At 63.7% G+C, this 25482-nt stretch carries 28 protein-coding genes; 17 read left to right on the top strand and 11 right to left on the bottom strand.

All coding sequences use genetic code 11. The features are described from left to right. Positions 1-573 (top strand): MFS transporter (locus AC1D0Z_RS06855; RefSeq protein WP_477657489.1); only part of this gene is annotated, 573 nt, incomplete at its 5' end. Between the two features lie 68 nt (positions 574-641). Here the strand turns inward: AC1D0Z_RS06855 and AC1D0Z_RS06850 are convergent. From AC1D0Z_RS06850 to AC1D0Z_RS06840, 3 genes are all read right to left on the bottom strand, one after another. Further along, on the bottom strand, positions 642-1598 hold the full coding sequence (locus tag AC1D0Z_RS06850; protein ID WP_477657492.1) for an ROK family protein: 957 nt from the start codon (positions 1596-1598) through the stop codon (positions 642-644). Positions 1599-1746: 148 nt separating this feature from the next. After that, positions 1747-1941 (bottom strand): DUF2905 domain-containing protein, encoded by a 195-nt coding sequence (locus AC1D0Z_RS06845; RefSeq protein WP_457282900.1) that lies wholly within the window; start codon positions 1939-1941, stop codon positions 1747-1749. Between the two features lie 35 nt (positions 1942-1976). After that, a complete protein-coding gene (locus tag AC1D0Z_RS06840; protein WP_477657488.1) occupies positions 1977-3095 on the bottom strand; it encodes a class I SAM-dependent methyltransferase in 1119 nt (372 codons plus the stop codon). A 63-nt stretch (positions 3096-3158) separates the two neighbouring features. Between AC1D0Z_RS06840 and AC1D0Z_RS06835 the strand changes: the two genes are divergently transcribed. The 6 genes from AC1D0Z_RS06835 (at position 3159) to AC1D0Z_RS06810 (ending at position 8012) form a co-directional block, all read left to right on the top strand. Continuing rightward, on the top strand, positions 3159-3932 hold the full coding sequence (locus AC1D0Z_RS06835; protein ID WP_477657487.1) for an SDR family oxidoreductase: 774 nt from the start codon (positions 3159-3161) through the stop codon (positions 3930-3932). A gap of 54 nt (positions 3933-3986) precedes the next feature. After that, entirely contained in the window at positions 3987-4358 is a 372-nt protein-coding gene (locus tag AC1D0Z_RS06830) for a dihydroneopterin aldolase (RefSeq protein ID WP_477657486.1), read from the top strand. 5 nt (positions 4359-4363) lie between these two features. Further along, positions 4364-5326 (top strand): tRNA 2-thiocytidine(32) synthetase TtcA, encoded by a 963-nt coding sequence (gene ttcA, locus AC1D0Z_RS06825; RefSeq protein ID WP_477657491.1) that lies wholly within the window; start codon positions 4364-4366, stop codon positions 5324-5326. A 29-nt stretch (positions 5327-5355) separates the two neighbouring features. Further along, complete coding sequence (locus AC1D0Z_RS06820) at positions 5356-5982, top strand: DUF4136 domain-containing protein (RefSeq protein WP_477657485.1); 627 nt, start codon at positions 5356-5358, stop codon at positions 5980-5982. Between the two features lie 142 nt (positions 5983-6124). Next, positions 6125-6799: a histidine phosphatase family protein gene (locus AC1D0Z_RS06815; RefSeq protein ID WP_477657484.1), complete on the top strand. Its 675-nt coding sequence runs from the start codon at positions 6125-6127 to the stop codon at positions 6797-6799. Positions 6800-6824: 25 nt separating this feature from the next. Continuing rightward, positions 6825-8012 carry a DSD1 family PLP-dependent enzyme gene (locus tag AC1D0Z_RS06810; RefSeq protein WP_477657483.1) on the top strand — a complete coding sequence of 396 codons (1188 nt, stop codon included), beginning with the start codon at positions 6825-6827 and terminating at the stop codon, positions 8010-8012. A gap of 26 nt (positions 8013-8038) precedes the next feature. Here AC1D0Z_RS06810 and AC1D0Z_RS06805 read toward each other — a convergent pair whose 3' ends face one another. The 4 genes from AC1D0Z_RS06805 to ruvA form a co-directional block, all read right to left on the bottom strand. Beyond that, complete coding sequence (locus tag AC1D0Z_RS06805) at positions 8039-8524, bottom strand: energy transducer TonB family protein (RefSeq protein WP_477657482.1); 486 nt, start codon at positions 8522-8524, stop codon at positions 8039-8041. Between the two features lie 9 nt (positions 8525-8533). Then, positions 8534-10249, bottom strand: coding sequence for a rhomboid family intramembrane serine protease (locus AC1D0Z_RS06800; protein ID WP_477657481.1), 1716 nt, complete (start codon positions 10247-10249; stop codon positions 8534-8536). A 44-nt stretch (positions 10250-10293) separates the two neighbouring features. Further along, a complete protein-coding gene (gene ruvB, locus AC1D0Z_RS06795) occupies positions 10294-11367 on the bottom strand; it encodes a Holliday junction branch migration DNA helicase RuvB (protein WP_477657480.1) in 1074 nt (357 codons plus the stop codon). 124 nt (positions 11368-11491) lie between these two features. Continuing rightward, entirely contained in the window at positions 11492-12064 is a 573-nt protein-coding gene (ruvA, locus tag AC1D0Z_RS06790) for a Holliday junction branch migration protein RuvA (RefSeq protein WP_477648181.1), read from the bottom strand. A 106-nt stretch (positions 12065-12170) separates the two neighbouring features. Here ruvA and AC1D0Z_RS06785 point away from each other — a divergent pair, with 106 nt between their 5' ends. Together AC1D0Z_RS06785 and ybeY are read left to right on the top strand one after the other, a co-directional pair. Next, the gene (locus AC1D0Z_RS06785; RefSeq protein WP_477657490.1) at positions 12171-13178 is read left to right on the top strand and encodes a PhoH family protein; all 1008 of its coding nucleotides are present in this window, start codon (positions 12171-12173) and stop codon (positions 13176-13178) included. Next, entirely contained in the window at positions 13168-13623 is a 456-nt protein-coding gene (ybeY, locus tag AC1D0Z_RS06780) for an rRNA maturation RNase YbeY (protein WP_477657479.1), read from the top strand. Before AC1D0Z_RS06785 ends, ybeY begins: the two co-directional genes overlap by 11 nt. Before the next feature lie 68 nt (positions 13624-13691). Here ybeY and dtd read toward each other — a convergent pair whose 3' ends face one another. From dtd to AC1D0Z_RS06765, 3 genes are all read right to left on the bottom strand, one after another. Next, positions 13692-14141, bottom strand: a complete 450-nt coding sequence (gene dtd / locus AC1D0Z_RS06775; protein ID WP_477657478.1) for a D-aminoacyl-tRNA deacylase — start codon at positions 14139-14141, stop codon at positions 13692-13694. Further along, entirely contained in the window at positions 14141-14899 is a 759-nt protein-coding gene (locus AC1D0Z_RS06770; protein WP_477657477.1) for a molybdate ABC transporter substrate-binding protein, read from the bottom strand. Before AC1D0Z_RS06770 ends, dtd begins: the two co-directional genes overlap by 1 nt. A 74-nt stretch (positions 14900-14973) precedes the next feature. Then, positions 14974-15888 carry a cation diffusion facilitator family transporter gene (locus AC1D0Z_RS06765; RefSeq protein WP_477657476.1) on the bottom strand — a complete coding sequence of 305 codons (915 nt, stop codon included), beginning with the start codon at positions 15886-15888 and terminating at the stop codon, positions 14974-14976. Between the two features lie 121 nt (positions 15889-16009). Between AC1D0Z_RS06765 and AC1D0Z_RS06760 the strand changes: the two genes are divergently transcribed. The 6 genes from AC1D0Z_RS06760 to AC1D0Z_RS06735 all read left to right on the top strand — a co-directional run bounded on the left by AC1D0Z_RS06760 (position 16010) and on the right by AC1D0Z_RS06735 (position 20871). Continuing rightward, the gene (locus AC1D0Z_RS06760; protein WP_477657475.1) at positions 16010-16561 is read left to right on the top strand and encodes a FecR family protein; all 552 of its coding nucleotides are present in this window, start codon (positions 16010-16012) and stop codon (positions 16559-16561) included. Further along, positions 16558-17169 (top strand): OmpA family protein, encoded by a 612-nt coding sequence (locus AC1D0Z_RS06755; RefSeq protein WP_477657474.1) that lies wholly within the window; start codon positions 16558-16560, stop codon positions 17167-17169. Before AC1D0Z_RS06760 ends, AC1D0Z_RS06755 begins: the two co-directional genes overlap by 4 nt. Before the next feature lie 191 nt (positions 17170-17360). Continuing rightward, positions 17361-18848, top strand: a complete 1488-nt coding sequence (locus tag AC1D0Z_RS06750; RefSeq protein ID WP_477657473.1) for a sensor histidine kinase — start codon at positions 17361-17363, stop codon at positions 18846-18848. Continuing rightward, positions 18845-19486: a response regulator transcription factor gene (locus tag AC1D0Z_RS06745; RefSeq protein WP_477657472.1), complete on the top strand. Its 642-nt coding sequence runs from the start codon at positions 18845-18847 to the stop codon at positions 19484-19486. Before AC1D0Z_RS06750 ends, AC1D0Z_RS06745 begins: the two co-directional genes overlap by 4 nt. Positions 19487-19625: 139 nt before the next feature. Then, positions 19626-20117, top strand: a complete 492-nt coding sequence (locus tag AC1D0Z_RS06740) for a GlcG/HbpS family heme-binding protein (protein ID WP_477657471.1) — start codon at positions 19626-19628, stop codon at positions 20115-20117. 40 nt (positions 20118-20157) lie between these two features. Next, positions 20158-20871 carry an ankyrin repeat domain-containing protein gene (locus AC1D0Z_RS06735; protein WP_477657470.1) on the top strand — a complete coding sequence of 238 codons (714 nt, stop codon included), beginning with the start codon at positions 20158-20160 and terminating at the stop codon, positions 20869-20871. A 33-nt stretch (positions 20872-20904) separates the two neighbouring features. Here AC1D0Z_RS06735 and tyrS read toward each other — a convergent pair whose 3' ends face one another. Further along, entirely contained in the window at positions 20905-22137 is a 1233-nt protein-coding gene (tyrS, locus tag AC1D0Z_RS06730) for a tyrosine--tRNA ligase (protein ID WP_477657469.1), read from the bottom strand. A 227-nt stretch (positions 22138-22364) separates the two neighbouring features. Here tyrS and AC1D0Z_RS06725 point away from each other — a divergent pair, with 227 nt between their 5' ends. Together AC1D0Z_RS06725 and AC1D0Z_RS06720 are read left to right on the top strand one after the other, a co-directional pair. Then, the gene (locus AC1D0Z_RS06725; RefSeq protein WP_477657468.1) at positions 22365-23729 is read left to right on the top strand and encodes a peptidoglycan DD-metalloendopeptidase family protein; all 1365 of its coding nucleotides are present in this window, start codon (positions 22365-22367) and stop codon (positions 23727-23729) included. 196 nt (positions 23730-23925) lie between these two features. Continuing rightward, entirely contained in the window at positions 23926-25071 is a 1146-nt protein-coding gene (locus AC1D0Z_RS06720; protein ID WP_477657467.1) for an anhydro-N-acetylmuramic acid kinase, read from the top strand. Positions 25072-25482: the final 411 nt, after the last annotated feature.

Raw genomic sequence — 25482 nt, 5'->3', positions numbered from 1 at the left:
CTCGTCCCCTTGCTGCTGCAGGTCAGCCTGGACTATTCACCGCTGCAGGCGGGGATGATGATGGTGCCGGTGGCCGTGGCCAGCATGCTGGTCAAACGCGTCACCACACCGTTGATCACGCGCTACGGCTACCGCAGGGTGCTGGTGACCAATACCGCACTGGTGGGGCTCGCCATGGCAAGCTTCGCGTTCGTGACACCGGCGCAGCCCCTGTGGCTGCACATCCTTCAGCTGGCGTGTTTTGGCGCGGTCAACTCGATGCAGTTCACGGCCATGAACACCGTCACTTTGCGCGACCTGGACAGCAGCATGGCCAGCAGCGGCAACAGCCTGCTGTCCATGGTCCAGATGCTGGCCATGAGCATGGGCGTGGCCGCTGCAGGTGCGGTGCTGGCCGCTTTCACGGGCTTCTTTGGGGCCGGCGAGGCCGTACAAACGCTGCATTCCTTCCAGGCGACGTTTGCTGCGATGGGGCTGATCACGCTGGCGTCAGCGGGAATTTTCTGGCAGCTGTCGCCGCAGGTGAGGGTGGTGAAGAAGGCTGAGGCGACTGAAGCCTCGGGGCAGGGATAGTTCCGGTCGATACGGTAGCCCCCTGCCTGGACGAGAGGCCCGCCGGGACAGGCCCGGCCAGGGCAAGCTCAACTCACCAAGGCTAAAGCCGCAAAATCCCCAACCCTTTCGCCCAACCCGGCGGTCACCAATTCGACTCCGTCGGTCAGCGCGGGCAGCTTTCCCTGAATCTGTGCCTGAAGGCGCGGCAACAGGTAGTCACGGTGATTCAGGAACACACTGCCTCCCATGCTGATGCGCTGGAGATCCAGTGTGGCAACGAGGTTGTAGAGGGCGCGGCCCATCACCCGGCAGAGTTCGTCGACCATCACCGTAGCGCCGGCATCGCCCGCGCGCGCGGCGGCAAAAAGGCTGACTGCGCCGGCGTGGCCCGCGCCGGCAAAACGCCGCTCCATCGCATTGCCCGCCACCAGCGACTCGAGATCGCCGATGTTGCCGCAGCCGCACAGTGCGTCCTGGTTGTCGCTCACAAACATGTGGCCGGCATGGCCGGCGTTGCCGTGCTTGCCGCGCAGCACACGGCCATCGACACACAGTCCCACCCCGACGCCGGTGCTCCAGGTCACATAAGCACAGTGCTCCAGGCCTTGCAGGGCACCCCAGCGGCGCTCGGCCTCCAGGGCGGCGATGCCGTCGTTTTCCACGCGCACGTTGGGAAAAGCCTGGCGCAGTGGAGCCTCCAGTGGCACGCTGAGCCAGTCATTGGGCAAGCCGCGCGCCTTGCCGGCCATGCCGCCACAGATGTTGGGGGTCGTCAGTTCAATCAGGCCGCCGTGCAGCTGGAACGGCCCGCATGATGCGACGCCCACTGCCGAAACGGCGGAGGGCTCGACCCCGGCTTCGACGCAGCTGCGCGCGATCAATGCCAGAACCTGTTGGCCCAGCGCATCGCGGCTGCCTTGCTTGACGGTGGCTTCGGTCACCCGGCCGCGTACGCCGTGCTCGTCGGCAACGCTGACAGCCACCTTGGTGCCGCCAACGTCAACGCAGATCAGGGGCGCGGAGCCCTTGGGCAACGAGGGAATCGGGACGGTCGTCGGGGAAGGGGAATTTGCGTTCAAGGCCGGAATCTCCAGGAGTGGGCAGGGCGGGTCAATTTATACGCGGGCACTGAAAAAATGAATGCTATCTGCGGTCAGAAAGATGGCGCGTAGTCTTTGGGCGCAATCGGGCTCAAATGAGTTTGGCAACCAGCGTGGCGATAAGGCTCAGCAACACAGTGGTCGCAAGGGGAATAAACCATTCCCGGCCAAATAACCTGAAGCGGAAATCGCCGGGCAGCCTGCCGAAGCCCAGCTTGTGCAGCCACGGCGTGAGGCCGCTGATGACCACCAGGACCAGAAAAATGACGATCATCCAGCGAATCATGGAGGTGCTTTCATAAGGGCATGGTGAGGCGGCGCCTACAAAGTGTGGCTTCTGTCGCCTTGCGAAAACCCCGAAGCCTGCCAGCCCGAATAGGGATGGTCCGCAGAGTCCACCGCAAAACCGACGACCTTGAAAAGCTCGCCCATTTCATGCTCGTTCACCAGCTTTTGCAGCATGGCCCTCTCCTGCAGGCTGGCATTTTCCATCCCGTCCAGCACGCCGCAGTTCAGCAAAAACCGCCCCTGGCTGGTGTAGCCCAGCACCTGCAGGCCGGCTTCCTGGCCGGCCAGTGCAACACTGGTGAAGTTGACATGCGCCGTGATGTCCTTGTCGCCCACTTCCGCCAGGGCATCGGCATCGGCCAGGTGGCCGCGGTGGCACATCAATGTACCCATGCTGCGCTGCGGATGGTAGTACTCGCGCTCTGGAAAACCGTAGTCGAGCAGGAACACGGCGCCCGTATCCAGCCTGTCGGCCAGTGTCCGAATGAATCCCTCAGCCTCGGGATGAATTTCGGTGACGTAATCGTGTTCGCCTTCCACTTCGACGGGCGGCCGCAGCGTGGTGGGGCTGTCGGCGTAGACAAAGCCTCCCTGAAACCTGGCCACGCCGCGTTCATGCCAGACTTTGTCAAGCCGTGCCAGCATTTTCACGGGCATCGCGTCCAGCACTTCGTTGCCCACGACCACGCCCCGCATCTGCGCGGGCAGCTCGGCCACCCACTCCACTTTGCCGGCAAAGGCCTGCAGACGCTCCTGCTGGCGCTCGCGCAGGCTGCCCGAAAGATCAACGATGTGGTATTGCACGGCCGAGTCGCCCAGTGCCTCCAGCAACTGCTGCGCCAGCGCGCCCGAGCCGGCGCCGAATTCCCAGATTTCCGCAGTGCCGGTTGCCGACAGCGCTTCTTTCACCTGCCTGGCCAGCGCCCGGCCAAAGTGGGCGGACATCTCCGGGGCGGTCGCAAAATCGCTGCCTGACTGCGGCATCAGGCCGAATTTGCGGGAGGCATTGGCGTAATAGCCCCAACCGGGCGTGTAAAGCGCCATTTCCATGAAGCGGTCAAAGCCGATCCAGCCGCCGGCAGCGTCAATGGCCCTGGCAATATGGACGGCAAGGCTGGTCGGTAAAATGGGGGGATTGGTCGTCTGGGTCATTGTTTGTCACCGCCTGCAATTGTCGGCGATACGTCCTTGACCCTTTGCCAAACCCCACCATCCATGACGCCCACCCCTCCATCATCCCGACCCGTTGTCCTCGTGACCGGCGCCGCAAGGCGGCTGGGCCGCGATATCGCGCTGGCACTCGCGGCCGGGGGCTGGCAGGTAGCGGTACATTACCGCAGTTCTGAAGAGGATGCTATCAAAACAGTAGCTGCTTGCGCACAACTGTCGGGCGCTGCAGCCGCTTTTCATGCGGATTTAAACGACGAGGCTGCGGTGCGTGGCCTGTTGCCGGCCGTGGTCGAGCGCATGGGGCAAGTCGATGCCGTGGTGAACAACGCCTCGACCTTTGAGCAGGACAGCGCTGCCAGCTTCGGCTTTGCCGCCCTGGACCGGCACCTGCACAGCAACACCGGCGCGGCCATCGTGCTGGCCCAGGCCCTGCATGCGCATGTGGCTTCGCGGGGCGCCACGGGAGCTGTGGTCAACCTGCTGGACCAGAAGCTCTGGAACCAGAACCCCGATTTCTTCAGCTATACCCTTTCCAAGGCCGCACTGGAAGCGGCCGGCACCATGCTGGCGCTTGCGCTGGCCCCGCAGGTCCGCGTGGTGGGCGTTGCACCCGGGCTGACGCTGACCAGCCACCTGCTGACCGATGAGCAATTTGAGGCCCGCCACAAGCTGTCCCCGCTGGGCCGGTCGTCCACCGCCGCCGACGTGGCGGCCACGGTGAAATTCGCGCTCGAAAACAGCTCCATCACCGGCACCACGCTGCTGGTGGACGGCGGCCAGCACCTGATGAAGTTCGAACGCGATTTTTCGCTGATGTGAGCCATCGGCAACGGCTTACACATCACTTCATCCGACCCATTACAGACTGGCACCATGTTCAACTCCCGGGGTACCCAGATCCTGAACCTCACCGGCTTGCGTTTTGACGCCAACCTGGGGATTCTTGATCACGAAAAAACCGCACCGCAACCGATCCAGGTCGATGCCGAGCTGAACCTGGGGGCGCAGCCACTGCTGCCCCATGACGACGACATCCACCATGTGCTGGRCTATCGCAAGGTGCGCCAGATCATCATCACCGAATGCACCTCGGAACACGTCAACCTGCTGGAAAGCCTGATCGGCAAGCTGGCGCACCGGCTGATGAAGTTGCCCGGCGTGGTGGGGGTGCGGGTGAAGATTGCCAAGCTCGAAATTTTTGACGACTGCGAAGTGGCGATTCGCATTGAGACGGGACAGTGGTGAACGATATGGACAACGATGTGAATACAGTCTGGGAAGAAGCCGTCGGGCAATTTGAGCGCGACGAAAGCGCTGCGCGCGTGCAAAACAGCATGAAGATCGAGCGCGAAGACCACAAGCTCGAAAAACGCCTGTGCCGTGAAGTCGGCCGCGCCATCGTCGACTTCAACATGATTGAAGAGGGCGACAGGGTCATGGTGTGCGTCTCGGGCGGAAAAGACAGCTACGCCATGCTCGACATTTTGCTGAAACTGCAAAAGCGCGCCCCCATCAACTTCGAACTGGTGGCCGTCAACCTCGACCAGAAACAGCCCGGTTTTCCCGAGCACATCCTGCCCGACTACCTCGGAAAACTCGGCGTGCCTTTCCACATCGAAAACCAGGACACCTACAGCATCGTCAAGCGCGTGATACCCGAGGGCAAGACGCTGTGTTCGCTGTGCTCACGCCTGCGCCGCGGCATCCTGTACCGCGTGGCGGGCGAATTGGGCTGCACCAAGGTCGCGCTGGGGCATCACCGCGACGACATGCTGCAGACGTTTTTCCTCAATATGTTTTTCGCGGCCAAGCTCAAGGGCATGCCGCCCAAGCTGGTGAGCGACGACGGCAAGAATATTGTCATCCGCCCCATGGCCTATGTGACCGAAAAAGACCTGACACGCTGGGCGCAGGTGCGTGAATTTCCCATCATTCCGTGCACGCTGTGCGGCAGCCAGGAAAACCTGCAGCGCAAGCAGGTCGGCAACATGCTGCGCGAATGGGAGAAAAAATTTCCCGGCCGGCTGGAGAACATGTTTGCCTCACTGCAGAACATCGTGCCGTCGCACCTGATGGACAACAAGCGCCACGACTTCAAGGGAATCAAGGCCACCGGCATTGCCGACGCCGACGGTGACAAGGCCTTTGATGCAGAGGAGTTTCGCGAGCCGGCTTTGCCGGGCCTTTCAGTCATTGGCATCCAGCCCAGCTGACTATCTGAATCACTCAACACGGAGGTTTTATGAAACGATCATCTCTCCTTGTTTTTGCCATGGCAGCCATGGCACTCTTCATGACCGGCTGTTCCAGCATGCGGGTGGTCGACAGCGACGTCACCGCTTTTTACAACTGGAACGGTGCCCCACCGGCTCCCGGCACGCCTTACCGGTTTGAGCGCCTGCCTTCCCAGCAGGCCCCGGGCTCGCCCCAGGACGCCATCGAAGGGCAGGCGCGCGCCGCGCTGGCCAAGGTGGGCATGGAACTCAACCCGTCGGCCGCACGCTACAGCGTGCAGGTTGTGGCCACCACCCAGATCATCGACCGCGGCCCCTATGGTTACAGCCCCTACGGCGGTTTTGGGTTTGGAAGCGGTGTGTTCGTGGGCGGCGGCAGCCGCGGCGCCGGGGTCGGCCTGTCGTTCCCGATCGGCGGCGGCGGAATCTCGGAGTCGACCTATTTCAAGCGCGAGCTGAGCATCGTGATGCGCGACCTTCGCACCAACCAGGTCGCCTTTGAAACGCGGGCCCTGCACGATGGCGTATGGTCGGACACCCCGGCTGTGCTGCCAGCCATGCTGGACTCGGCGCTGCGCGGCTTCCCGCAGCCGCCGCCTGGTACGCGCCGCATCAATGTGGAGATCCCAAGGTAGATGTGGCCCCCACGCTTGTCGCTTCGCGTACTACGCTGCCCCCCGGGGGGGGCGCTGCGCCTGCGGCCCGGCAAAGCCGGTTCCGCGGCCCTGGCTGGCTTAACACCGCTTCTCGCTTCTATTACCTTCGTGTTGGTGTGTCATGACTGAAGTGACGCGTGTTATTGCCATACGGCATGGTGAAACCACCTGGAATGTGGACACCCGCATCCAGGGCCACCTGGATATTCCTCTCAATGACATTGGACGCCGGCAGGCTGAGCGCATGGCGCTCGCGCTGGCCGGGGAACCCATCACCGCCATCTATGCCAGCGACCTGACACGCGCCTGGGAAACCGCGCAATACCTGGGGCGTGCGCTCGGCATCGAGGTGACGCGTGAGGAAGGCCTGCGGGAGCGCGGGTTTGGCGACTTTGAAGGGAAAACCTTTTCGGAGATCGCAGCCTTGCTGCCCGARCAGTCGATGCGGTGGCGCAAGCGGGATCCGGAGTTTGCCCCTGCCGGCGGCGAGTCGCTGCTGGATTTGCGCAGCCGGGTGGTGGCCACCGCCGAGCGCCTGGCGGCCGCGCACCCGGGCGAGCTGATCGCCATGGTGGGCCACRGCGGGGTGATGGACGTGCTGTACCGGGCCGCCACGCGGCTGGACATCCAGGCCCCGCGCACCTGGTCGTTGGGCAACACGGCCATCAATCGCCTGCTCTGGACGCCCCAGGGCTTTTCGCTGGTGGGTTGGGCCGACACCCAGCACCTGGACGGCATTGCGCTGGATGACGGATTTGCCGGCGGCGAGGCCGGTTCCGGTGTCGGCGCACAATAGGCACAAAACACACTTCAATGCATCCATGAGCACCCTGCCACCTCCTCTGGCCGAACTGATCGGCAAATCGGTCAACGAAATCGATACGCCCGCCCTCGTCATCGACCTGGACGCCATGAAGCGCAACCTTGCGCGCATGGCCGAATTTGCCAAAAAGCACAATGTCCGCTGGCGTCCCCACGCCAAGCTGCACAAAAGTGCCTCACTGGCCAAGGCGCAGATGCGCGCCGGCGCCATCGGCGTGTGTGTGCAAAAAACCGCCGAAGCAGAGATCATGGTGGCCGGCGGCATCACCAATGTCTACATCAGCAATGAGGTGATTGCCCCGGCCAAGCTGGCCCGCGTCGCCGCGCTCACCCAAAAAGTCGCGGCCCAGGGCGGCCAGCTTTCCATCGCGGTGGACAGCACGGAGGGCGTGATCCGCCTGGCGCAAGCCATGACGGAGGCCCGCACCAAAAACAAGAGCGCGGGCGCCACCGTGATTGACGTATTTGTGGAAATCGACGTCGGCCAGGGCCGCTGTGGTGTGGAACCCGGTGCAGCCGCCGTGACGCTGGTGCTGGAGATCCGTAAACACCCGGCGCTGCGGTTTGCCGGCTTGCAGGCCTACCACGGCAAGGCCCAACACATGCGCAGCGCCCAGGAAAGGCGCGATGCGATTACCAAGGCGGTGGAAGCCGTCCTCCTGACGCGCAAACTGATCGAAGCACAGGGGATCACGGTAGACCTTGTCACAGGCGCCGGCACCGGCAGCCTGATGCTGGAGGCCGCCAGTGGCGTCTACGGCGAACTGCAGGCCGGCTCCTTCCTGTTCATGGACGCCGATTACGCCCAGAACGAAAGAGACCCGTCGCAGCCGCAGTTTGAACATGCGCTGTTCGTCAAAACCCAGGTGATCAGCACGCACGGCGGCCATGCGGTATGCGACGCCGGCCATAAAAGCCACGCCATTGATTCCGGCCTGCCGCTGGTGCATGCCTTCGACAATGAAAGCGAGCTGACCTATTTCAACGGCGGTGACGAGCACGGCATCTTGCGGCCCGCGGGCGACAGCAAGCGCCTGCCGGGCCTGGGCAGCATGTTGTGGCTGATTCCCGGCCACTGCGACCCCACCGTGAATTTGCACGACGCCATGATCGGCGTGGCCGGTGGCCTGCGCCACGGCACAGTGCAGCGCATTTACCAGGTMGACGCCCGCGGCGCGCTGACCTGACTGCCTCTGAGCGTGAGGCAGCGCGCCTAGAAGTTCACGCCGTAGACGGCGTACATCGGTGACGGCGCGCCATTGATTCGCCCGCCCCGGTACTCTGCCTCGCGTGCCGACTGCAGCACCGCTTCATTGAGCTCGGCATGGGTTGACGACAGGACCCGCGCATCCAGCAGTTTGCCTTCGGCGTCCAGCAACGCAATCACGACAACGCGGCCATGAATGCCCTGCGCACGGTAAGCTTGCAATGCGTCCAGCGAGCCGGGCTTACGAACGCGTGCAATCGAGATTTTTTGCCCCATGCCATCACCGTCCTGCATTTGCGGCGCCTGCGGATGATCAGCGTAGAGCTTTCCCATCTGCCGGTACAACTCGGGGAACTCCGGCAGGCTGGAAGTGGACGCCAGGGGTACGGCCGGATTGGGCGTGCGCGGCGTGGGAGTCGGGCTGGCGCAGCCGCCGGTAGCGGCCACCCCACACAATATCAGCGCAAAGGAAATCAGTGAACGGCAGGACATGGCGCTTCTTCAGGGTTTGGATTTGGGCTTGGCGGCACTCACACGCTCGGAGATCCGCGAATTGATGGCCCTGAGCTCCTCGCCGATCACCAACATGCGGGCCTGGCTGGCCGCAGCCGCGGTCGCGTCCTGCGCAGCGTGTGCCACCGCCAGCTGGATTTGCATCATTTCCACCATCAGGCTATTGGCGCGTTTGACGTCGCGCATGCCAGCGCCGACTTTGTCATTGCCGGGAATATCCAGCGGGGCCAGGGCGCGCTGCACAGCCTGGTAGCCCGGCAGGTGCCGTGTTTCTATGGCCTGGATAAATTCCGGCTCGGGCATCTTGCCTTCCCGAAAGGCCTTGACGTCTGCTTGAAAGTCTTTTTCCGCGGCTTGCATCGCGGGCAAAATGCGGGTCAGCCCGGCCTGGAATTCAAACAGCTGCCGATGGTGCACGGCAGGCGTCGGCGTTGTAGCCACCAGAGCGGCCACTGCGGTGGCCGACAGCAACGAACCGATAGCCGCCGTTGAAAGCCGCCGCGCCGGTGTGGCAACAGCGGCGATTTTTTCGGTCAGCACCCATGCCAGTACACATCCTGCAATGAGGCCCCCCACGTGGGCGGCGTTATCGATACCCTGCTTGCTGAAACCCTGAACGAGGGCATACGCCAGAAACACGCCCTGACTGGTCATCACGTTCTTGCTGGTAATGCCGGGTATTTGTCCGCGATGCTGGTGCACCGCCACCAGCAACGCCCCCAGGACACCAAACACCGCGCCGGAAGCACCGACGGAAACGGATTGCTGGGCAGAAAAATGCAGGCTGAGCGCACTGCCGGTGAGCGCACTGGCCAGGTAGATCAACAGGAACTGAAAGTTGCCATGAAGCCGGTTGAGTTGGACCCCGGCCTGCCACAAGCCCAGCATATTCAATGCGAGGTGCAGAAAGCCGCCGTGCAGAAAGGTGGCCGTCAACAGACGCCAATACTGGCGGTCTTCCACCACGGACGCCGCCGAATTGGCGCCCCAGGCCAGAAGCTCCGACGGCAGGGGCTTGAACGCGCTGATTCCGGCGCCGAGATTGGCCAGCCAGACGGCGATGTTCACGCCTACCACCAGGTAAAGCGCCCACGTCATGGGTGTGAGTTCCTTCAGGCGGGCGTCGAAATCTTCCACGGCCTTGAGTTCAGCGGTCCGCTGCTCCATCGCCTGCATAAAGCCCTGTCCGCCGTAGGTAGCAAAGGCCTGCGTCGCGGCCATGATCGCGTCGGGGTGGTCTTTGGTCCGTACGCTGTTCAAGAGAATGCAAAGCCGCTTTTTACGGCTGCCCCACCACCATTTGTCTTTCACATGAGGTGCGAGCGACACGTTGATCGACGTGTGGCCCTGCGCAGACTGCGTCTCGATATCTGACACCTCAGTCCACGCGATGGTCCTGTTTTTCAGTACGGCGGCGCTGATGCCTTCAGGCCCTACCCGCAAGGCGGGATGACCGCCAACCAGCTGGCGCCCGAACAGCCACACAAGCCACAGCAGGCCCCCCAGGGAAAATACCCGCCATCCCGGAAAGCCGGTAAACGGGACAAAAAGCAGCATCAAGATGGGAATGACGGCCAGGAATGAAAAGAGGATCGTCAGTGTTCCCGTGGTGCTGCGCCACGATGACGGAAACTCACGCACATAGTCAGGCGCATCAGCCTCGCCCGCCATTTCGGCCGACGGAACGGTATCCGGAAATTCCACGGTTCCCCCTCCTGCCCTGCCAACTTGACGGGCTGGTTAATTGCTCAGGTGCCGGCGCCGAAGAAGTCTTGACCCTGCTGGGGCGGCGCCACACCCAGGTGGCGGTAGGCGGCCAGCGTGGCGATGCGTCCGCGCGGTGTGCGTTGCAGGTAGCCCTGCTGGATCAAATAGGGCTCGATCACGTCTTCGATCGTGTCTCGCTCCTCGCCAATGCTGGCGGCGATGTTGTCCAGGCCTACCGGGCCGCCATCGAAGCGGTGAATGACGGCTTCGAGCAGCTTGCGGTCCATCACGTCGAAGCCTTGCGGGTCTACGTCGAGCATGGCCAGCGCCTTGTTGGCGATGTCCAGAGAGATGTGGCCGCTGCCTTTGACGTCGGCGTAGTCGCGCACGCGGCGCAGCAAGCGGTTGGCAATGCGCGGCGTGCCGCGCGAGCGGCGGGCGATTTCAAAGCCGCCCTCTTTGTCCATGGGTGCGTTCAGCAGCTTGGCGCTCCGCGTAACGATACGGGCGAGTTCGTCGGGCGTATAAAACTCCAGGCGGGCGACGATGCCGAAGCGATCACGCAGCGGGTTGGTCAACATGCCGGCGCGCGTGGTGGCGCCCACCAGCGTGAAGGGCTGCAGGTCCAGCTTGATGCTGCGCGCCGCCGGGCCTTCGCCGATCATGATGTCGATCTGGTAGTCCTCGAGCGCGGGGTAAAGGATTTCTTCCACCACCGGGCTCAGGCGGTGGATTTCGTCGATGAAAAGAACGTCGTTCTTTTCGAGGTTGGTGAGAAGCGCCGCCAGGTCCTTGGGCTTTTCCAGAACCGGGCCCGATGTTTGACGCAGGTTCACGCCCAGCTCATGCGCAATGATGTGCGACAGCGTGGTCTTGCCCAGACCGGGCGGGCCAAAGAGCAGCACATGGTCGAGCGCCTCGCTGCGCTTCTTGGCCGCGCCGATGAAGATCTCAAGCTGGTCGCGCACCTTGGTCTGACCGACGTACTCGTCAAACAGCTTGGGGCGCAGCGCGCGCTCAATCGCCTCCTCGCCGGGCGAGGCCGGCGTGGCCGACATCACACGCTTGGCGGGCGGAAAGTCGCCGGGGGAAAAATCATCGGTCTGAATGGTCATAGGACCCCCACGCTTTTCACTGCGTGTAATGCGCTGGGCCCCGAGGGGGCCGCTGCGCCTGCGGCCCGGCAAAGCCGGTTCCGCGGCCCTTGCTGGGTTAGAGAGCCCCCACGCTCAGTCACTCTCATTTTGCCAACGCCTTCAGCGCCAGCTTGATGCCGTCACTCACGCCAATATCTTTGGGCAACGCCTTCAGGGCCAGCGCTGCATCGCGATCGCTGTAGCCCAGCGCCACCAGTGCCTGCAGGATGTCCGACTGGGCATCGTTGGCCACGCTGACCTGGATGCCGATGTCGGCGCCCAGCTTGCCTTTCAGTTCGAGCAGCAGGCGTTCGGCGGTTTTTTTCCCGATGCCGGGCACCTTGATGATGCGTCCGGCTTCCTGCTGGGTGACCGCTTGGGAAAGCTCTTCAACACTCATGCCGCTGAGCACGCTGAGCGCGGTGCGGGGGCCCACCCCGGAAATCTTGATGAGCTGGCGAAAGGCGGCACGTTCTGTGGCGCTGCCGAAGCCGTAGAGGATTTGTGCGTCTTCGCGCACCACAAAGTGCGTCAGCAGGCTGACTTTTTCGCCCAGCCCGGGCAGGTTATAGAAGGTGCTCATGGGCACCAGCACTTCATAGCCGACGCCGTTGCAGTCCACCAGGATTTCCGGGGGATTTTTTTCGGCCAGCTGGCCTGAGAGTCTTCCAATCATGGGCAAATCTTATCAGTCGGGCGCGGCTGGGCGTTTGGGCGGACAATTGCGTTTTGGCCCGGCGCCACCGCCGGTATTGGCCCTTTTTTTCAGGAAACCCACCGCCTTGATTCTTCGCCACACCTTCACGCCGCCCAACAACACCCGCATGGGCCACCTGTGCGGCCCCATGGACAGCCATATCCGCACCATCGAGGCGGCGCTGGACGTCACGATCGCGCACCGCTTCGAGCAGTTCAAGATCGACGGCACCAAGGTGAAGGCGACCCAGGCGCTGGAAGTGCTGCAGGCTTTGTACGAAATCGCGCAGCGCCCCATAGAGCCCGAAACTGTGCAATTGATGCTGGCGGGAGACGGCGTGGGCGGCATCGCACCCGACGGCGCTGCGCTGTCGACCCGGCGCGCCGACCTGCGCGCCCGCACCGCCAATCAGGGCACCTACCTGGAAAACATCGCTACGCACGACATCACCTTCGGCATAGGCCCGGCCGGCACCGGCAAAACCTACCTGGCCGTGGCCTGCGCGGTGGATGCGCTGGAGCGCAGCACGGTGCAACGCATCGTGCTCACGCGTCCGGCGGTCGAAGCCGGCGAACGCCTGGGCTTTTTGCCGGGCGATTTAAGCCAGAAGGTGGACCCCTACCTGCGCCCGCTGTATGACGCGTTGCACGAGCTGATGGGTTTTGAGCGTGTGCAAAAAGCCTTTGAGCGCCAGCAGATTGAGATTGCGCCGCTGGCCTTTATGCGCGGCCGTACGCTGAACCATGCCTTTGTCATCCTGGACGAAGCGCAAAACACCACCCCTGAGCAGATGAAGATGTTCTTGACCCGTATCGGCTTTGGCAGCAAGGCGGTGGTGACGGGCGACATCAGCCAGGTGGATTTGCCGCGTACGCAATTGAGCGGCCTGGTCGACGCCGAGCGCGTGCTCAAGCGCGTCAAGGGCATTGCGATCACGCGCCTGACCAGCGCCGACGTGGTGCGCCACCCGTTGGTCGCCCGAATTGTGGATGCGTACGACAAGACGCGGCCTGGCGCCGCAGCCGAAGTTGCTACAGATTCGATAGCTGCTCCCGCACGACGCGCAAGCGCCCGGAGCCGAAATGGCTCTTAAAAACCTGAGCTTGTCCTTGCAGTTTGGCGACCTGAAAGACGCCGCCCGCCACCGCGCCGCCTTGCCGCGCCACAGCGTGGCCCGCTGGATCCGCCACGCGCTGGCGCACGACGGCGAGATCACGGTGCGTATCGTGGACGCTGAAGAAGGCCAGGCACTGAACCGCGACTACCGGCAGCGCGACTACGCCACCAATGTGCTGACCTTTGACTACACCCGGGAACCGGTGGTCACGGCCGACCTGGTGCTGTGCGCGCCGGTGGTGGCCAAAGAGGCCAAGGAAAATAAAAAAAAGCTGCAGGCCCACTACGCCCACTTGCTGGTGCACGGCACGCTGCACGCGCAGGGCTGGGACCACGAGACCGGCGAAGCCGATGCCGAGGCCATGGAAGCGCGGGAAATCGAAATCCTGGCCGGCCTGGGCATCCAAAACCCTTACCGCTGAGATTCAAAGATTATTGGGCTGCGGGCCAATAAGGACAGGCGCAAGCAGCTATTTAATTGATAGCGGGCTCACGTACCCGGCGCAACCTGGAGTGGAATGGTCACCGGCCCGTCATTGACCAGGTGCACCTGCATGTCGGCCGCGAACCGCCCGGTTTCAACGTGTGGGTGCAGGCCGCGGGCCTGGGCCACAAAATAGTCGTACAGCCGCCGTCCCTCGTCAGGCGGGGCCGCGCCGGTAAAGCTGGGCCGGTTGCCGCCCGAAGCATCGGCGGCCAGCGTGAACTGGCTCACGACGAGCAGGCCGCCTTTGACGTTTTGAACCGACAGATTCATCTTCCCAGCGTCATCCGAAAAAATCCGCAACTTCAATATCTTGGCCAGCAGCTTGTCAGCCTGCGCCTCCACGTCGCCGCGCTCCGCGCACACCAGCACCAGCAGCCCGGCGCCAATCTGGCCGACGGTTTCACCGGCAATCACCACGCGGGCCTCAGCCACGCGCTGCAGCACCGCCTTCATCAGTCGGTCACGCCGGCCGCGACGAAAAGCGGCTTGCCGACCGGGCCGGAAAGGAAGCTGACGAACTGCTGGGCCACGTCCTGCTGTTTGCCGGAAGCCAGCGGCGCGGCGGTGTAAGACGTGTAGTTCTGCACCTCGGCCGGCACCGGGCCGACAAACTTCAGGCCCTTGTCCCTGTACAGAAGAATTTCGGTCATCGCCCCAAAGCCGATCTCGCGCCCCTTGCCCTTGAGCACATGTTCCATGACGGAAGCGCCGTCCGGGTAGCGTGTGGTCTTTCCCTCGACTTGCGTATACACGTCCATCTTCTTGAGGAGGCCTTCCAGGTACAAGCCGGTGGATGCGCGGTTGAATACCAGCGAGTCCGCTTCCAGAACCGAGCGCTTTAATGCGTCGGCAGTGGCGATATCGGGTACCGGTGCGCCTTCACGCACCGCCACACCCATTCCGACGCGGCCGACGTTGGCACGTGTTTCCGCCAGCTGGCGCGCCGCGGCAAATTCGCCAATGACGGCGGGCGGCGCGATCACCACATCAAAGGCCGGGTTGCTTTCCATGCGCTTTTTCAGCTCGGGCGCGGTGTTGAAAGTTATTTTGGCGGCATGGCCGGTCTGTTTTTCAAAAGCGGCCACAGCTGCCTTGAGGCCTGGCTCGATGGCGCCGGCGCTCAGCACCTGAAGCTCTGCCGCCTGCACGGCGGCGCTGACGGTTGCGCAGGCAAGCACATGGGCGGCAAACGCAAGAAGGGTTCGTTTCATCAAAGCTCCTGGGTAGATGGGGAAGTGTGTGGAAGTGGAAAAATTATCGGCGGGGCAAAAAGAGCCGCGGGCCATCAAGCCAGGTCGGCCTCGTCGTCGAAGTGGGTTTCCACGTCGCTGGGCAGCAGCTCGATGCTCGCGCGCAGGCCCGGCACGGCGCTCATCAGGGCCTGCTCAACGCTGGTGCGAACGGCCGCGGCACGGCCCAGCGACCAGCTGGCCGGCACGTGCATGTGCAGGTCGACAAAGCGCCGCTGGCCGGCGCGTCGCGTTTTCAGATGGTCAAAACGGATGGCGGGGCGGCCGAAGCCGTCCAGCGTTTTCTGGATGTCGGCCAGCACCTCGGGCTCCACCGCCTCGTCCATCAGGCCCTGCGATGAACGCCAGACCAGCTGGCCGCCCTCCCACAGGATATTCAGGGCCACTCCGATGGCCACCACGGCGTCCAGCCACAGCCAGCCGGTCAGCATGACAGCGACGATGCCGACCACCACGCCGGCTGAGGTCCAGACGTCGGTCACCAGGTGCCTGGCATCAGCTTCAAGGGCGATGGACCGGTGCAGCCGGGCGGAGCGGAACATCGCCCAGGCCAGCAGCCCGTTGAGTGCCGAGCTGCCGGCGGACAACGCCAGGCCCCAGCCAAGCTGCTGCAGCGGCTGTGGGTTGAGCATGCGGTGTGCTGCAGCCCAGATGATGGCCACCGCCGCGCCCACAATCAGCGCGCCTTCGAAACCCGACGAGAAATACTCCGCCTTGTGGTGGCCGTAGGGGTGGTCGTCATCAGCCGGGCGCTGCGCGATCGTGACCATAGCCAGGCCAAAGAGGGCGCTGGCCAGGTTCACGAAAGACTCCATCGCGTCGGACAGCAAGCCCACCGAATCCGTGATGTACCAGGCCGCCGTCTTGAGAACGATGGTGACCACGGCCACCGCCACGGAGGCCCGCAACAGGCGTTGCGGTGTCAGGGACTGCCAGTCAGGAAAATTCATCCTTGCATTGTGGGGGTAGGGGACGGTCGGGTAAAAGACCGGAGAAGGGCGGTCGCGGATGGCGAGACCCTTCCGATGAATCGTAACAAAAGGTAATGGATAATCTGCTAAAGGGATCTTCATGAAACATCGCTATCTGACAGCCTTGGCCGGACTGATGCTTGCAGCCGTGCAGGCCACCGCCCAAACCCCGCCGGAGCCTGCCGCGGCCGCTCCGGCCACCCCGGCGGCCGCCGAGGCATCGGCTACACCCGCTTCTGTACCCTTGCCCCCGCCWCCACCCGCCCCCGGGCAGGCCGGCTTTCTGAAAACCCTGCGCGGCGATGTCAAGCTGCAGGAGGCCGGCGGCGCTGCGCGGCCGGCAAAGGCGGGAGACCCCGTGTTGCCCGCCGGCCGCATCGTCACAGGCGCGGACTCGGCCGCCAGCCTGGTGCTGCGGGACGGCACGACCGTGGTGGTGGGCCCGGCTTCGCAGCTGGACATCAAGGGCTTCAGCTTTGACGCCACCACACAAGAGGGCGGCTTGCTGCTTTCACTGCTGCAGGGTTCGCTGCGCATGATGAGCGGCCTGGTGGGCAAGGCCCACCCCGAGACCGTACGCATTGAAACCAAGACTGCCTTCATCGGTATTCGCGGCACTGACTTCATCGTGCAGGCGGACCCACAGCCATGAGGATCCATTACCCGTTTCTCTCCGCCATTCTTCTAAGCACGCTGCTGGCAGCTTGTTCCACCGGCACCCGTGTTGTGCTGCTGCCGCAGGAGGACGGTACGCCGTCCGCCGTGGTGGTGCGCGCCAGGGAAGGCGCAGGCGGCGAAGCCGTGCTGTCCGTGCCTTTCCAGCGTGCCACAGCGGCGCTGGGTTCAGCAGCTGCCCCCAAAGTGGACCTGGCTGATCCGGCCAGGGTTCGCGCCGACAACGCTGCGCTGTACGACATGGCGCCGCCCAGGGGCAAGCGCTACACCGTGTACTTCGATGCGGGCGGCACGGTGCTGACGGCCGAGTCGCAGAAAATCATGGAAGACGTGCTCGCCGATGCGCTGGCCCGAAGTGGCGGCGACATCGTCATCACCGGCCATACCGACACTGTGGGCGCCGGCGCCAGCAACGACGTGCTGTCGGCCCAGCGGGCGCAGCAGGTGCGCCAGATATTGATCGACCGCCAGTTTCCGGCGGAGCGCATCGAAGCGGCGGGCCGGGGTGAACGCGACCTGGCCGTACCGACCGCCGATGAAGTGGAAGAACCGCGCAACCGGCGCGTGGCCATCGAGGTTCGGTAACAAGACGGCTGGTATTCAGGTTAAATGCCTGTAGACCAATAGAGACGAGCGCGAGCAGCTATTAAAACTATAGCGCCGGGCGTCGTGCCCGGGTCTGCAGAAGGCCCAACAAAGCGCTAGCCAGATTGACGAAAGCCTCCTTCGCATCCGACAACAGCCCGACCGGACCGGTGATGATGCAAGAATGCGCCATGCTGAACACCCTAAAAGGCCGGTGGCCGTGGCTCCTGGCGTGGGGCCTCATCACGGCCCTGGGCTGCGTGGTCATGGGGCGTCTGGCACTCACCCAGTTGCGTGAGGCCTTTGAAACCGACATGCGCATCGCCCACCGGCTGCTCAGCCAGCGCGTGGTGCAGCATGACGCGGTAATGGCTACGCTGGCCTTGCTGCAGCCCCCGCGTAACGCCTCGCAGCCTGTCCAGCCCGAACAGCGGCTGGGTTCCGTCTATCCGCAAATCCTGGAAGTGCAACGGCGTGATCCCGGGGCCTCCTGGCCGCACGACAGCTTGCGTGTTGCCGAAGAAAAATCACGCCAAAGCCGTCATGCCGAACTGGCCGATGTCGATTTCGGCAAAGGCCGCTACCAGCTGGTGCAGGGCGCTGAACCCACCAGTCATGCGTTGCTGATTGACCTGCGCGGCACCGTGCCCTGGAGTGAATGGCCGATGGCGCCGGAGCAGAGCCCGGTGCGCGTCAGCCTTGACCACGCCGGCCAGAGTTTTCTGCTCCAGCCTGGGCAGGCCGCTGGCGCGGGCTGGCGATTTGACTTTCAAAAACATCTGGCCTCGGACAGCCAGCCTTTTGATGTGGTGGCCACGCGCCAGGTAGGCTGGCCTGAGCTGCCGTGGGGTGAAATGCTGGGCTGGGCCGCGTTGGTGGCGGCCCTGCTGGCCACCTGGGCGGCGGTGCTGCGCCAGCGCGCGGCGCGCCGGCGGGCGGAGGAGTTGCTGCGCCTGGGCCAGGTGGCGCGCCTGAACTCGCTGGGCGAACTTGCCGCAGGCATGGCCCATGAGCTGAACCAGCCGCTGACCGCCGTGCTGGCCAACACCCAGGCCGCCAGCCGCCTGCTGAATGAAGACCCTCCCGAACTGGCCACGGCGCGTGGCGCGATGCAGCAGGCGGTTGAGCAGGCACGGCGCGCTTCTGAAGTGGTGGGCTGGCTGCGCCGCGCCATAGAGCGGCCCGGCCTGGCAGGTGAAATTCAGCCCGTGCGGCTGCAGCAAGCGGTGCGCAACGCGCTTTACCTGCTGGAGCCGGAGTTCAAGCGGCGCGGCGTCGCGCAACCGGATCTCGATCCGGCGGGGCCGCCGGGCGCCGTTCTGGCGGATCCGGTGGCGCTGGAGCAAATCATCCATAACCTGCTGATGAACGCCCTTCAGGCGCTTGAGCAGGTTGCAGCGCCTCAACGTGCGCTGACACTGGCGCTGCGCGAGGACAAGGGGCAAGGCGTGTTGAGCCTGCGCGACAGCGGCCCCGGCATTCCGCCTGAACTGCTGCCGCGTATTTTTGAGCCTTTCTTCACCACCCGGGACAACGGCCTCGGCCTGGGTCTCAGCCTGTGCGAGACCCTGGCCAACAACATGGGCGGCACGCTGACGGCCCACAATGCGGTGCCGCGCGGCGCCGAATTCCGGCTGAACCTGCCGCTTGCGCCAGCCGCCGCAGGAAGCGCACCATGAGCGACACAAACACCGCAGCCGCCACCCTGTCGCCGCTCATCCACCTGATTGACGACGACGAAGCGGTGCGCAGCAGCCTGGCCTTGCTGATCGGCACCGTCGGCCTGCGCGTGCAGCCCTGGGCTGACCCGCTTGCTTTTGTAGAGGGTTTCGACCGGCAGACGATTGGCGCGATCGTGCTGGACGTGCGCATGCCCGGCGTCAGCGGCCTGACCGTACTCGACACGCTGATCGGCCAGGGTGTGGACCAGCCCATCATCATGCTGACTGGCCACGGTACGGTGGAGATGTGCCGCCGCGCCTTCAAGTCCGGGGCGGCGGAGTTCCTGGAAAAACCCGTCAACGACGAGCAACTGCTGGAAGCCCTGCAACACGCCGTGCGCCAGCACGTCAAGTCGCGCGAACGGAACAAGGCGGACCGGAATGCGCAGGGGCGATTTTCACAGTTGACCGAGCGCGAGCGTGAGGTGCTGGGCCTGATCGTTGCGGGGCTGACCAACAAGGAAATCGGCCGCGCGCTGGATGTCTCACCACGCACGGTGGAAACCCACCGGGCCAACCTGTTTGCCAAGCTTGAAGCCGAGTCGCTGGCGCAGCTGATCCGGCAATACGCGACGCTGGTAGAAGCGAATCTCTAAGCTCCCCGTTGCCAGGCCACTCCGTAGTTTTACGGAGGTGCGGGCGTAGCCCTACGAATGGGCAATTTCCTTGGCGTTTTTTAAAGTTCTTCCACGGTTGATTGAACCGGTTCGCAAAGAATTTATGGAGAACAACACCATGCACAACGCCCTCAGGATTTCCACCCTCGCCCTGTCCCTCGTGGCCGCAGCCGCCAACGCCCAGTCTGTCCGCATCGAGAAAAACATGTCGCTCGAGCTGGCCAACCAGATTGCCACCGCCAGCGTGGCCGCCTGTGCCGCCAACGGCTACGCTGTGGCCGCCACGGTGGTGGACCGCGCAGGCACTGTTCGCGCCGTGCAACGTGCGGACAACGCCGGCCCGCACACGCTGGGTGCCAGCCAGCAAAAGGCATTTACCTCCGCCTCTGCCAAGAACACCACCCTGGCCATGATGGAGGGTGCGCAAAAGAACCCGGCCGCCGCCAACCTGGTGAACATCCCGGGCTACCTGTTGCTCGGCGGCGGTGTGCCGGTCAAGGTGGGCAATGAAGTGATTGGCGCTGTGGGCATCGGCGGTGCACCCGGCGGCCATCTCGACGAACAATGCGCCATGGTGGCGCTCGACAAGGTCAAGGACCAGCTCAAGTAAGCGCTCAACGGCAAACATCAACGCACCCAAGGAGAACACCATGCGCAGGACATCCTGGTATCCATTGCAAAACCTTGCAGCAATTGCCGTATGGAGCTTTGCCGCGGTAACAGGCAGCCCCGCCACGGCGCAAACGGCGCCCAGCGCATCGGAGGCGGCGGCCTACACCGGCCTGCACGCCGCGGCTCAAAAAGGTGATGCAGCCAAAGTTGAAAGGCTTGCCGCAGCCAGGGCGGACGTCAACGCGCGTGACGGCAACGGCCGTACGCCGCTGCATGTTGCCGTGTTTGCCAAAAAGCGTGAGGCGATCCGTGCGCTGGCGAGGGCCGGCGCCGACGTCAACCTGCTGGACAAGGACAGGTATGACGGCGTCACGATGGCGTCGGTTGCCGACGATGAGGAAACCCTGCGCGTGCTGCTTGCGTCGGGCGCGAGCGCAAAGCTGGTGACCAGCCGCTATGACGGCACGGCGTTGATTGCCGCGGCGCACCTGGGCCACGACGGCGTGGTGAAACAGCTGATCACCGCAGGCGCACCGCTGGACCATGTGAACAACCTGCACTGGACCGCCGTGATCGAGTCCATCGTGCTGGGCGACGGCGGGCTGCGCCACCAGGAAACCTTGCGTGCACTCATAGCCGCAGGCGCGAATCTGCAGCTCGGCGACCGGCAGGGCAATACGCCGCTGCAGCTTGCGAAGGCGCGCGGCTACCGTGAGATGGAGCAGATGCTGGTCAAGGCTGGGGCCCGCTAGAGGCGGGCGTGAGCATGCCCCGCAGGGCGCGGCTCAGGCCAGCGTCACACGCGCAAACTTGCGCTTGCCGACCTGCAATACGTAGGTGCCGGCCGCCAGCTTGAGCGCCTTGTCGCTCACCACGCTGGAATCAATCCGCACGCCGCCGCCGTCGATCAGGCGGGTGGCTTCGCTGCCCGAGGGCGCCAGGCCCGCAGCCTTGAGCAGCGCACCAATGCCCATCGGTGCGCCTGACAGCGACACCTCGGGAATCTCGTCGGGCACTCCGCCCTTGCTGCGGTTGATGAAGTCCTGCTCGGCGGCGTCGGCCGCGGCGGCCGAGTGAAAGCGCGCGGTGATTTCCTTGGCCAGTGCGACCTTGGCGTCCTTGGGGTTGCGCCCGCCGTCCACTTCGGCCTTCAGTGCGGCAATGTCGGCTTCACTTTTGAACGACAGCAGCGTGTACCACTTCCACATCAGCACATCGGAGATCGACAGCACCTTGGCGAACATGGTGTTGGCGTCTTCGCTGATGCCGATGTAGTTGTTCTTGCTCTTGGACATCTTCTCGATGCCGTCCAGGCCTTCAAGCAGCGGCATGGTCAGGATGCACTGCGGCTCCTGGCCGTATTCCTGCTGCAGGTGCCGGCCCATCAGCAGGTTGAATTTCTGGTCGGTGCCGCCGAGTTCGAGGTCGCTCCTGAGCGCGACCGAGTCGTAGCCCTGCATCAGCGGGTACAAAAACTCGTGCACGCTGATGGGCGTGCCGGCCTTGTAGCGGTCGTTGAAGTCGTTGCGTTCCATCATGCGGGCCACGGTGTAGTGCGAAGCCAGCTTGATCATGCCGGTAGCGCCCAGCGGCTCGCTCCATTCGCTGTTGTAGCGCAGCTCGGTTTTGGTGGGGTCCAGGATCTTGTCGGCCTGGGCCCGGTAGGTTTCGGCATTGACCTTGATCTGCTCGGGCGTGAGCGGCGGCCGTGTGGTGTTGCGCCCGGAAGGGTCGCCGATCAGGCTGGTGAAGTCGCCTATAAGAAAAATGACTGTATGGCCCAGATCCTGAAGCTGACGCATTTTGTTCAACACCACGGTATGTCCGACATGAATGTCAGGTGCCGTCGGGTCCAGCCCCAATTTGATGCGCAGCGGGACGCCCGTAGCCTCCGATCTGGCGAGTTTTTGTATCCAATCGTTTTCCGGGATCAGCTCATCGCAGCCTCGCAGGGACACAGCCAAGGCCGCCCTGACGCGGTCGGTAACGGGGAATTTTGTAACAAGCTCTTGATTCATAAGGGTTTTTCACATGTCGGGGAATTGTCCGACAGATATACTGGCGGCTCTCCTGCAGCGGCGGAGCCATTTTAGTTGGCCTGCAATTTGCTGATCAGGAAACTCATTGACCGGATGGCTCCGGCCCCCACCCCTGCATACAGGGCTGGCCGCCAAAGCTCTCCACCTTTTATACAGCAGTCCGGCGCTCCCACAGCGCCCGATGCACTTTTGTTGGGAATACTGCTTTGCCACTGCCATCTCCCTCCCAGATACTGCTTCCCATTGCCGCCAGCCTCCGTCGCCACCCCAAACGGGTGACCGCCAGCCTTGCAGCGCTGCTGCTGGGCACAGGGGTCACCGCATTCGGTGTGGCGCCCATGGCGCCCGACGCAGCCGACCTCCCGGTGCGCCAGGTGCTTGAGGCGGTAGAAAGCCTGCCCACCCAGGTCCAGACCGATACCCTGACGGATTTCCGCTTCAAGCTGTTCCGTACGGAAAGCACCCGCAGCAGCGACACCGCTGATACCCYGCTCAAGCGCCTGAACATTGACGACAGCGCCGCCGCTGCCTTTTTGCGCAGCGATGCCAATGCGCGCCTGCTGCTGTCGGGCCGTGCCGGAAAAAACGTGACCGCCGAAGCCAGCGACAGCCAGCAACTGCTCAAGCTCAGCATGCGCTGGCCCACTGACGACGAAACGATGTTCAAGCGCCTGGTAATCGAGCGCGGCGCCGCCGGCTTCAGCTCGCGCATTGAAACCGCCCCGTATGTGGCTACTGCGCGCCTGTCCAGCGGCAGCATCCAGACCTCCCTGTTCGCCGCCACCGACGACGCCCGCATCCCCGATGGCGTGGCGGTGCAGATGGCCGAAATTTTCTCCAGCGATATCGATTTCCGCCGCGCGCTGCGCAAGGGCGACCGCTTCAATGTGGTCTATGAAAGCCTGGAAGCCGATGGCGAGCCGCTGCGCACCGGCCGCGTGCTGTCGGCCGAGTTTGTCAACGCCGGCAAGGCCTACCAGGCCATGTGGTTCCAGCCACCAGGCGTGGACGCCACGGGCGCTGCCAACAGGGGCGGCTACTACACACTTGACGGCCAGAGCCTGCGCCGCGCCTACCTGAGCTCGCCCGTCGAGTTCTCGCGCATCAGCAGCGGTTTTTCGATGCGCTTTCACCCCATCCTGCAAACATGGCGAGCCCACCTGGGCACCGATTTTGCGGCGGCCACCGGCACCCCCGCGCGCACAGTCGGCGACGGCGTGGTGGAGTTTTCGGGCGTGCAAAATGGCTATGGCAACGTGGTGTTCGTGCGGCACCGCAACGGCCACGAAACCGTTTATGCCCACCTGAGCAAAATCATGGTGCAGCGCGGCCAGAACGTCAGCCAGGGCCAGACCATCGGCCTCGTAGGCTCGACTGGCTGGGCTACCGGCCCACACCTGCATTTCGAGTTCCGCGTCAACGGCACGCAGCAGGACCCGATGATGATCGCCAAGCAAAGCGAGACCATTCCCGTTGCCGCGGCTTCCATGCCGAAGTTCAGGGAAATTGCCGCAGGTGTGAAGACACAGCTCCTGGCGGCCTCGACCATCACGCAGACCCGCGCTGAATAACTAGGGCCCCCACGGTCGCTCACTTCGTGTAGCTTCCTGCCCCCCGAGGGGGCGCTGCGCCTGCGGCCCGGCGAAGCCGGTTCCGCGGCCCCTGCTGGCGAAAACGGGTCCTCTGCTTACTGCACTTAGCTCTTGCCTCTTGAATGCCGTTTTATCTACAGCCCGCTGAATGGGGGCCTTGCGGCAAAATAGGCCCATGCCTGCAACATCCGATCTTTTCATTGGCCTGATGTCAGGCACTTCGCTCGACGGCGCCGATGGTGTGCTGGTCRATCTTTCCGGCGGAAAACTTCGTGTGCTTGCCGCGGCAACCGAATCATTTGACGGGGTATTCCGCGCGGAGCTGCTGGCGCTGAATTCGCCCACGCACAACGAATTGCACCGTGCTGCCATAGCCGCCAACCATATCGCGGCAGCCTATGCCAAGGTCGTGGGTGCCCTGCTGGCCCAGGCCGCGGCGCGTGGCATCTCCGCCTCGCAGGTTCGCGCCATCGGCGCACATGGCCAGACGGTGCGGCACCAGCCCCAAAGAACGTCATCCGACCCGGCGGGCGCCGGCTACACGCTTCAGCTCAACAACCCGGCATTGCTGGCAGAACTTACGGGTATCGACGTGGTGGCTGATTTCCGCAGCCGCGATGTGGTGGCCGGCGGCCAGGGCGCGCCCCTGGTGCCGGCATTTCACCAGGGCGTTTTCGGCCATGCTGACGCCACGGTGTCGGTGCTGAATTTGGGCGGCATTTCCAACCTCAGCGTGCTGCCGTCTGGCGCGTCGTCACCCGTGCTGGGCTTTGACTGTGGCCCGGGCAATGCCCTGATGGATGCATGGTGCCTGCAACACACGGGGCAGCCTTATGACAACGGTGGGGCGTGGGCGGCCACCGGCGAGCTGCTGCCGGACTTGTTGGCCAGCCTGCTGGACGAACCCTATTTTTCGCAACCGATTCCCAAGAGCACCGGCCGTGATCTTTTCAGCACAGCCTGGCTGGCCGGCAAACTCGCACCCTTTTCAGCGGCTCGGCCGCAGGACGTGCAGAACACCCTGGCTGAATTCACGGCCAGCGCCTGCGCGGCGGGTGTCAATAGTTATGCAAAAGCCAGCGGCCTGCTGATCGTCTGTGGCGGCGGTGCCTTCAATACCTACCTTCTTGAGCGCCTGCAGGCTGGCTTGCCGCAGCTCAAGGTCGAGACTTCTGAGCAGCACGGCCTGCCGCCCATGCAGGTCGAAGCGGCTGCCTTTGCCTGGCTGGCGCAGCAGGCGGTGTTGCGCAGGCCCGGTAATTTGCCGAGTGTGACGGGGGCAGAAGGGTTGCGGGTGCTGGGGGCTGTCTACCCGGCTTAGCTGGGCGGGATTGTGGCCGGTTCTTGCTCCGGCTACGTGCTCTTTGCTGAGGGTAGTTGGCCGGGGGTAGCCCGGCGGCTACTCACTTTTCTTTTGCTTCGCCAAAAGAAAAGTAAGCAAAAGAAAAGGCGACCCTGCTGTCTGCGACCCTCCGCTTCGCTGCGGGCAACCTGCGGTGCTCGGTTCAGGCGGGGTCTCGCTCGAACTCGCCTTCGGCTCAGACAATCGCGATCCCTGATCCGCCTGAACCTGCGCTCCTCGGCGCATACAGAAGGGGGTGGAGGCAGGAATACCAAACAACCGAAAACAAAACCCGAAATACCAGAAGAAACAAGGACTCGCCGTGGCGAGTCCTTGTTGGTATTTGTGTTGGTTTTGTATTTCTGTCCCCGCTCCCGATTGGCCCTTGTG

The sequence above is a fragment of the Polaromonas sp. P1_E3 genome (assembly GCF_056405935.1).
The sequence above is the reverse complement of the archived record's forward strand: the minus strand, read 5'-3'. Positions and strand labels throughout refer to the sequence as shown.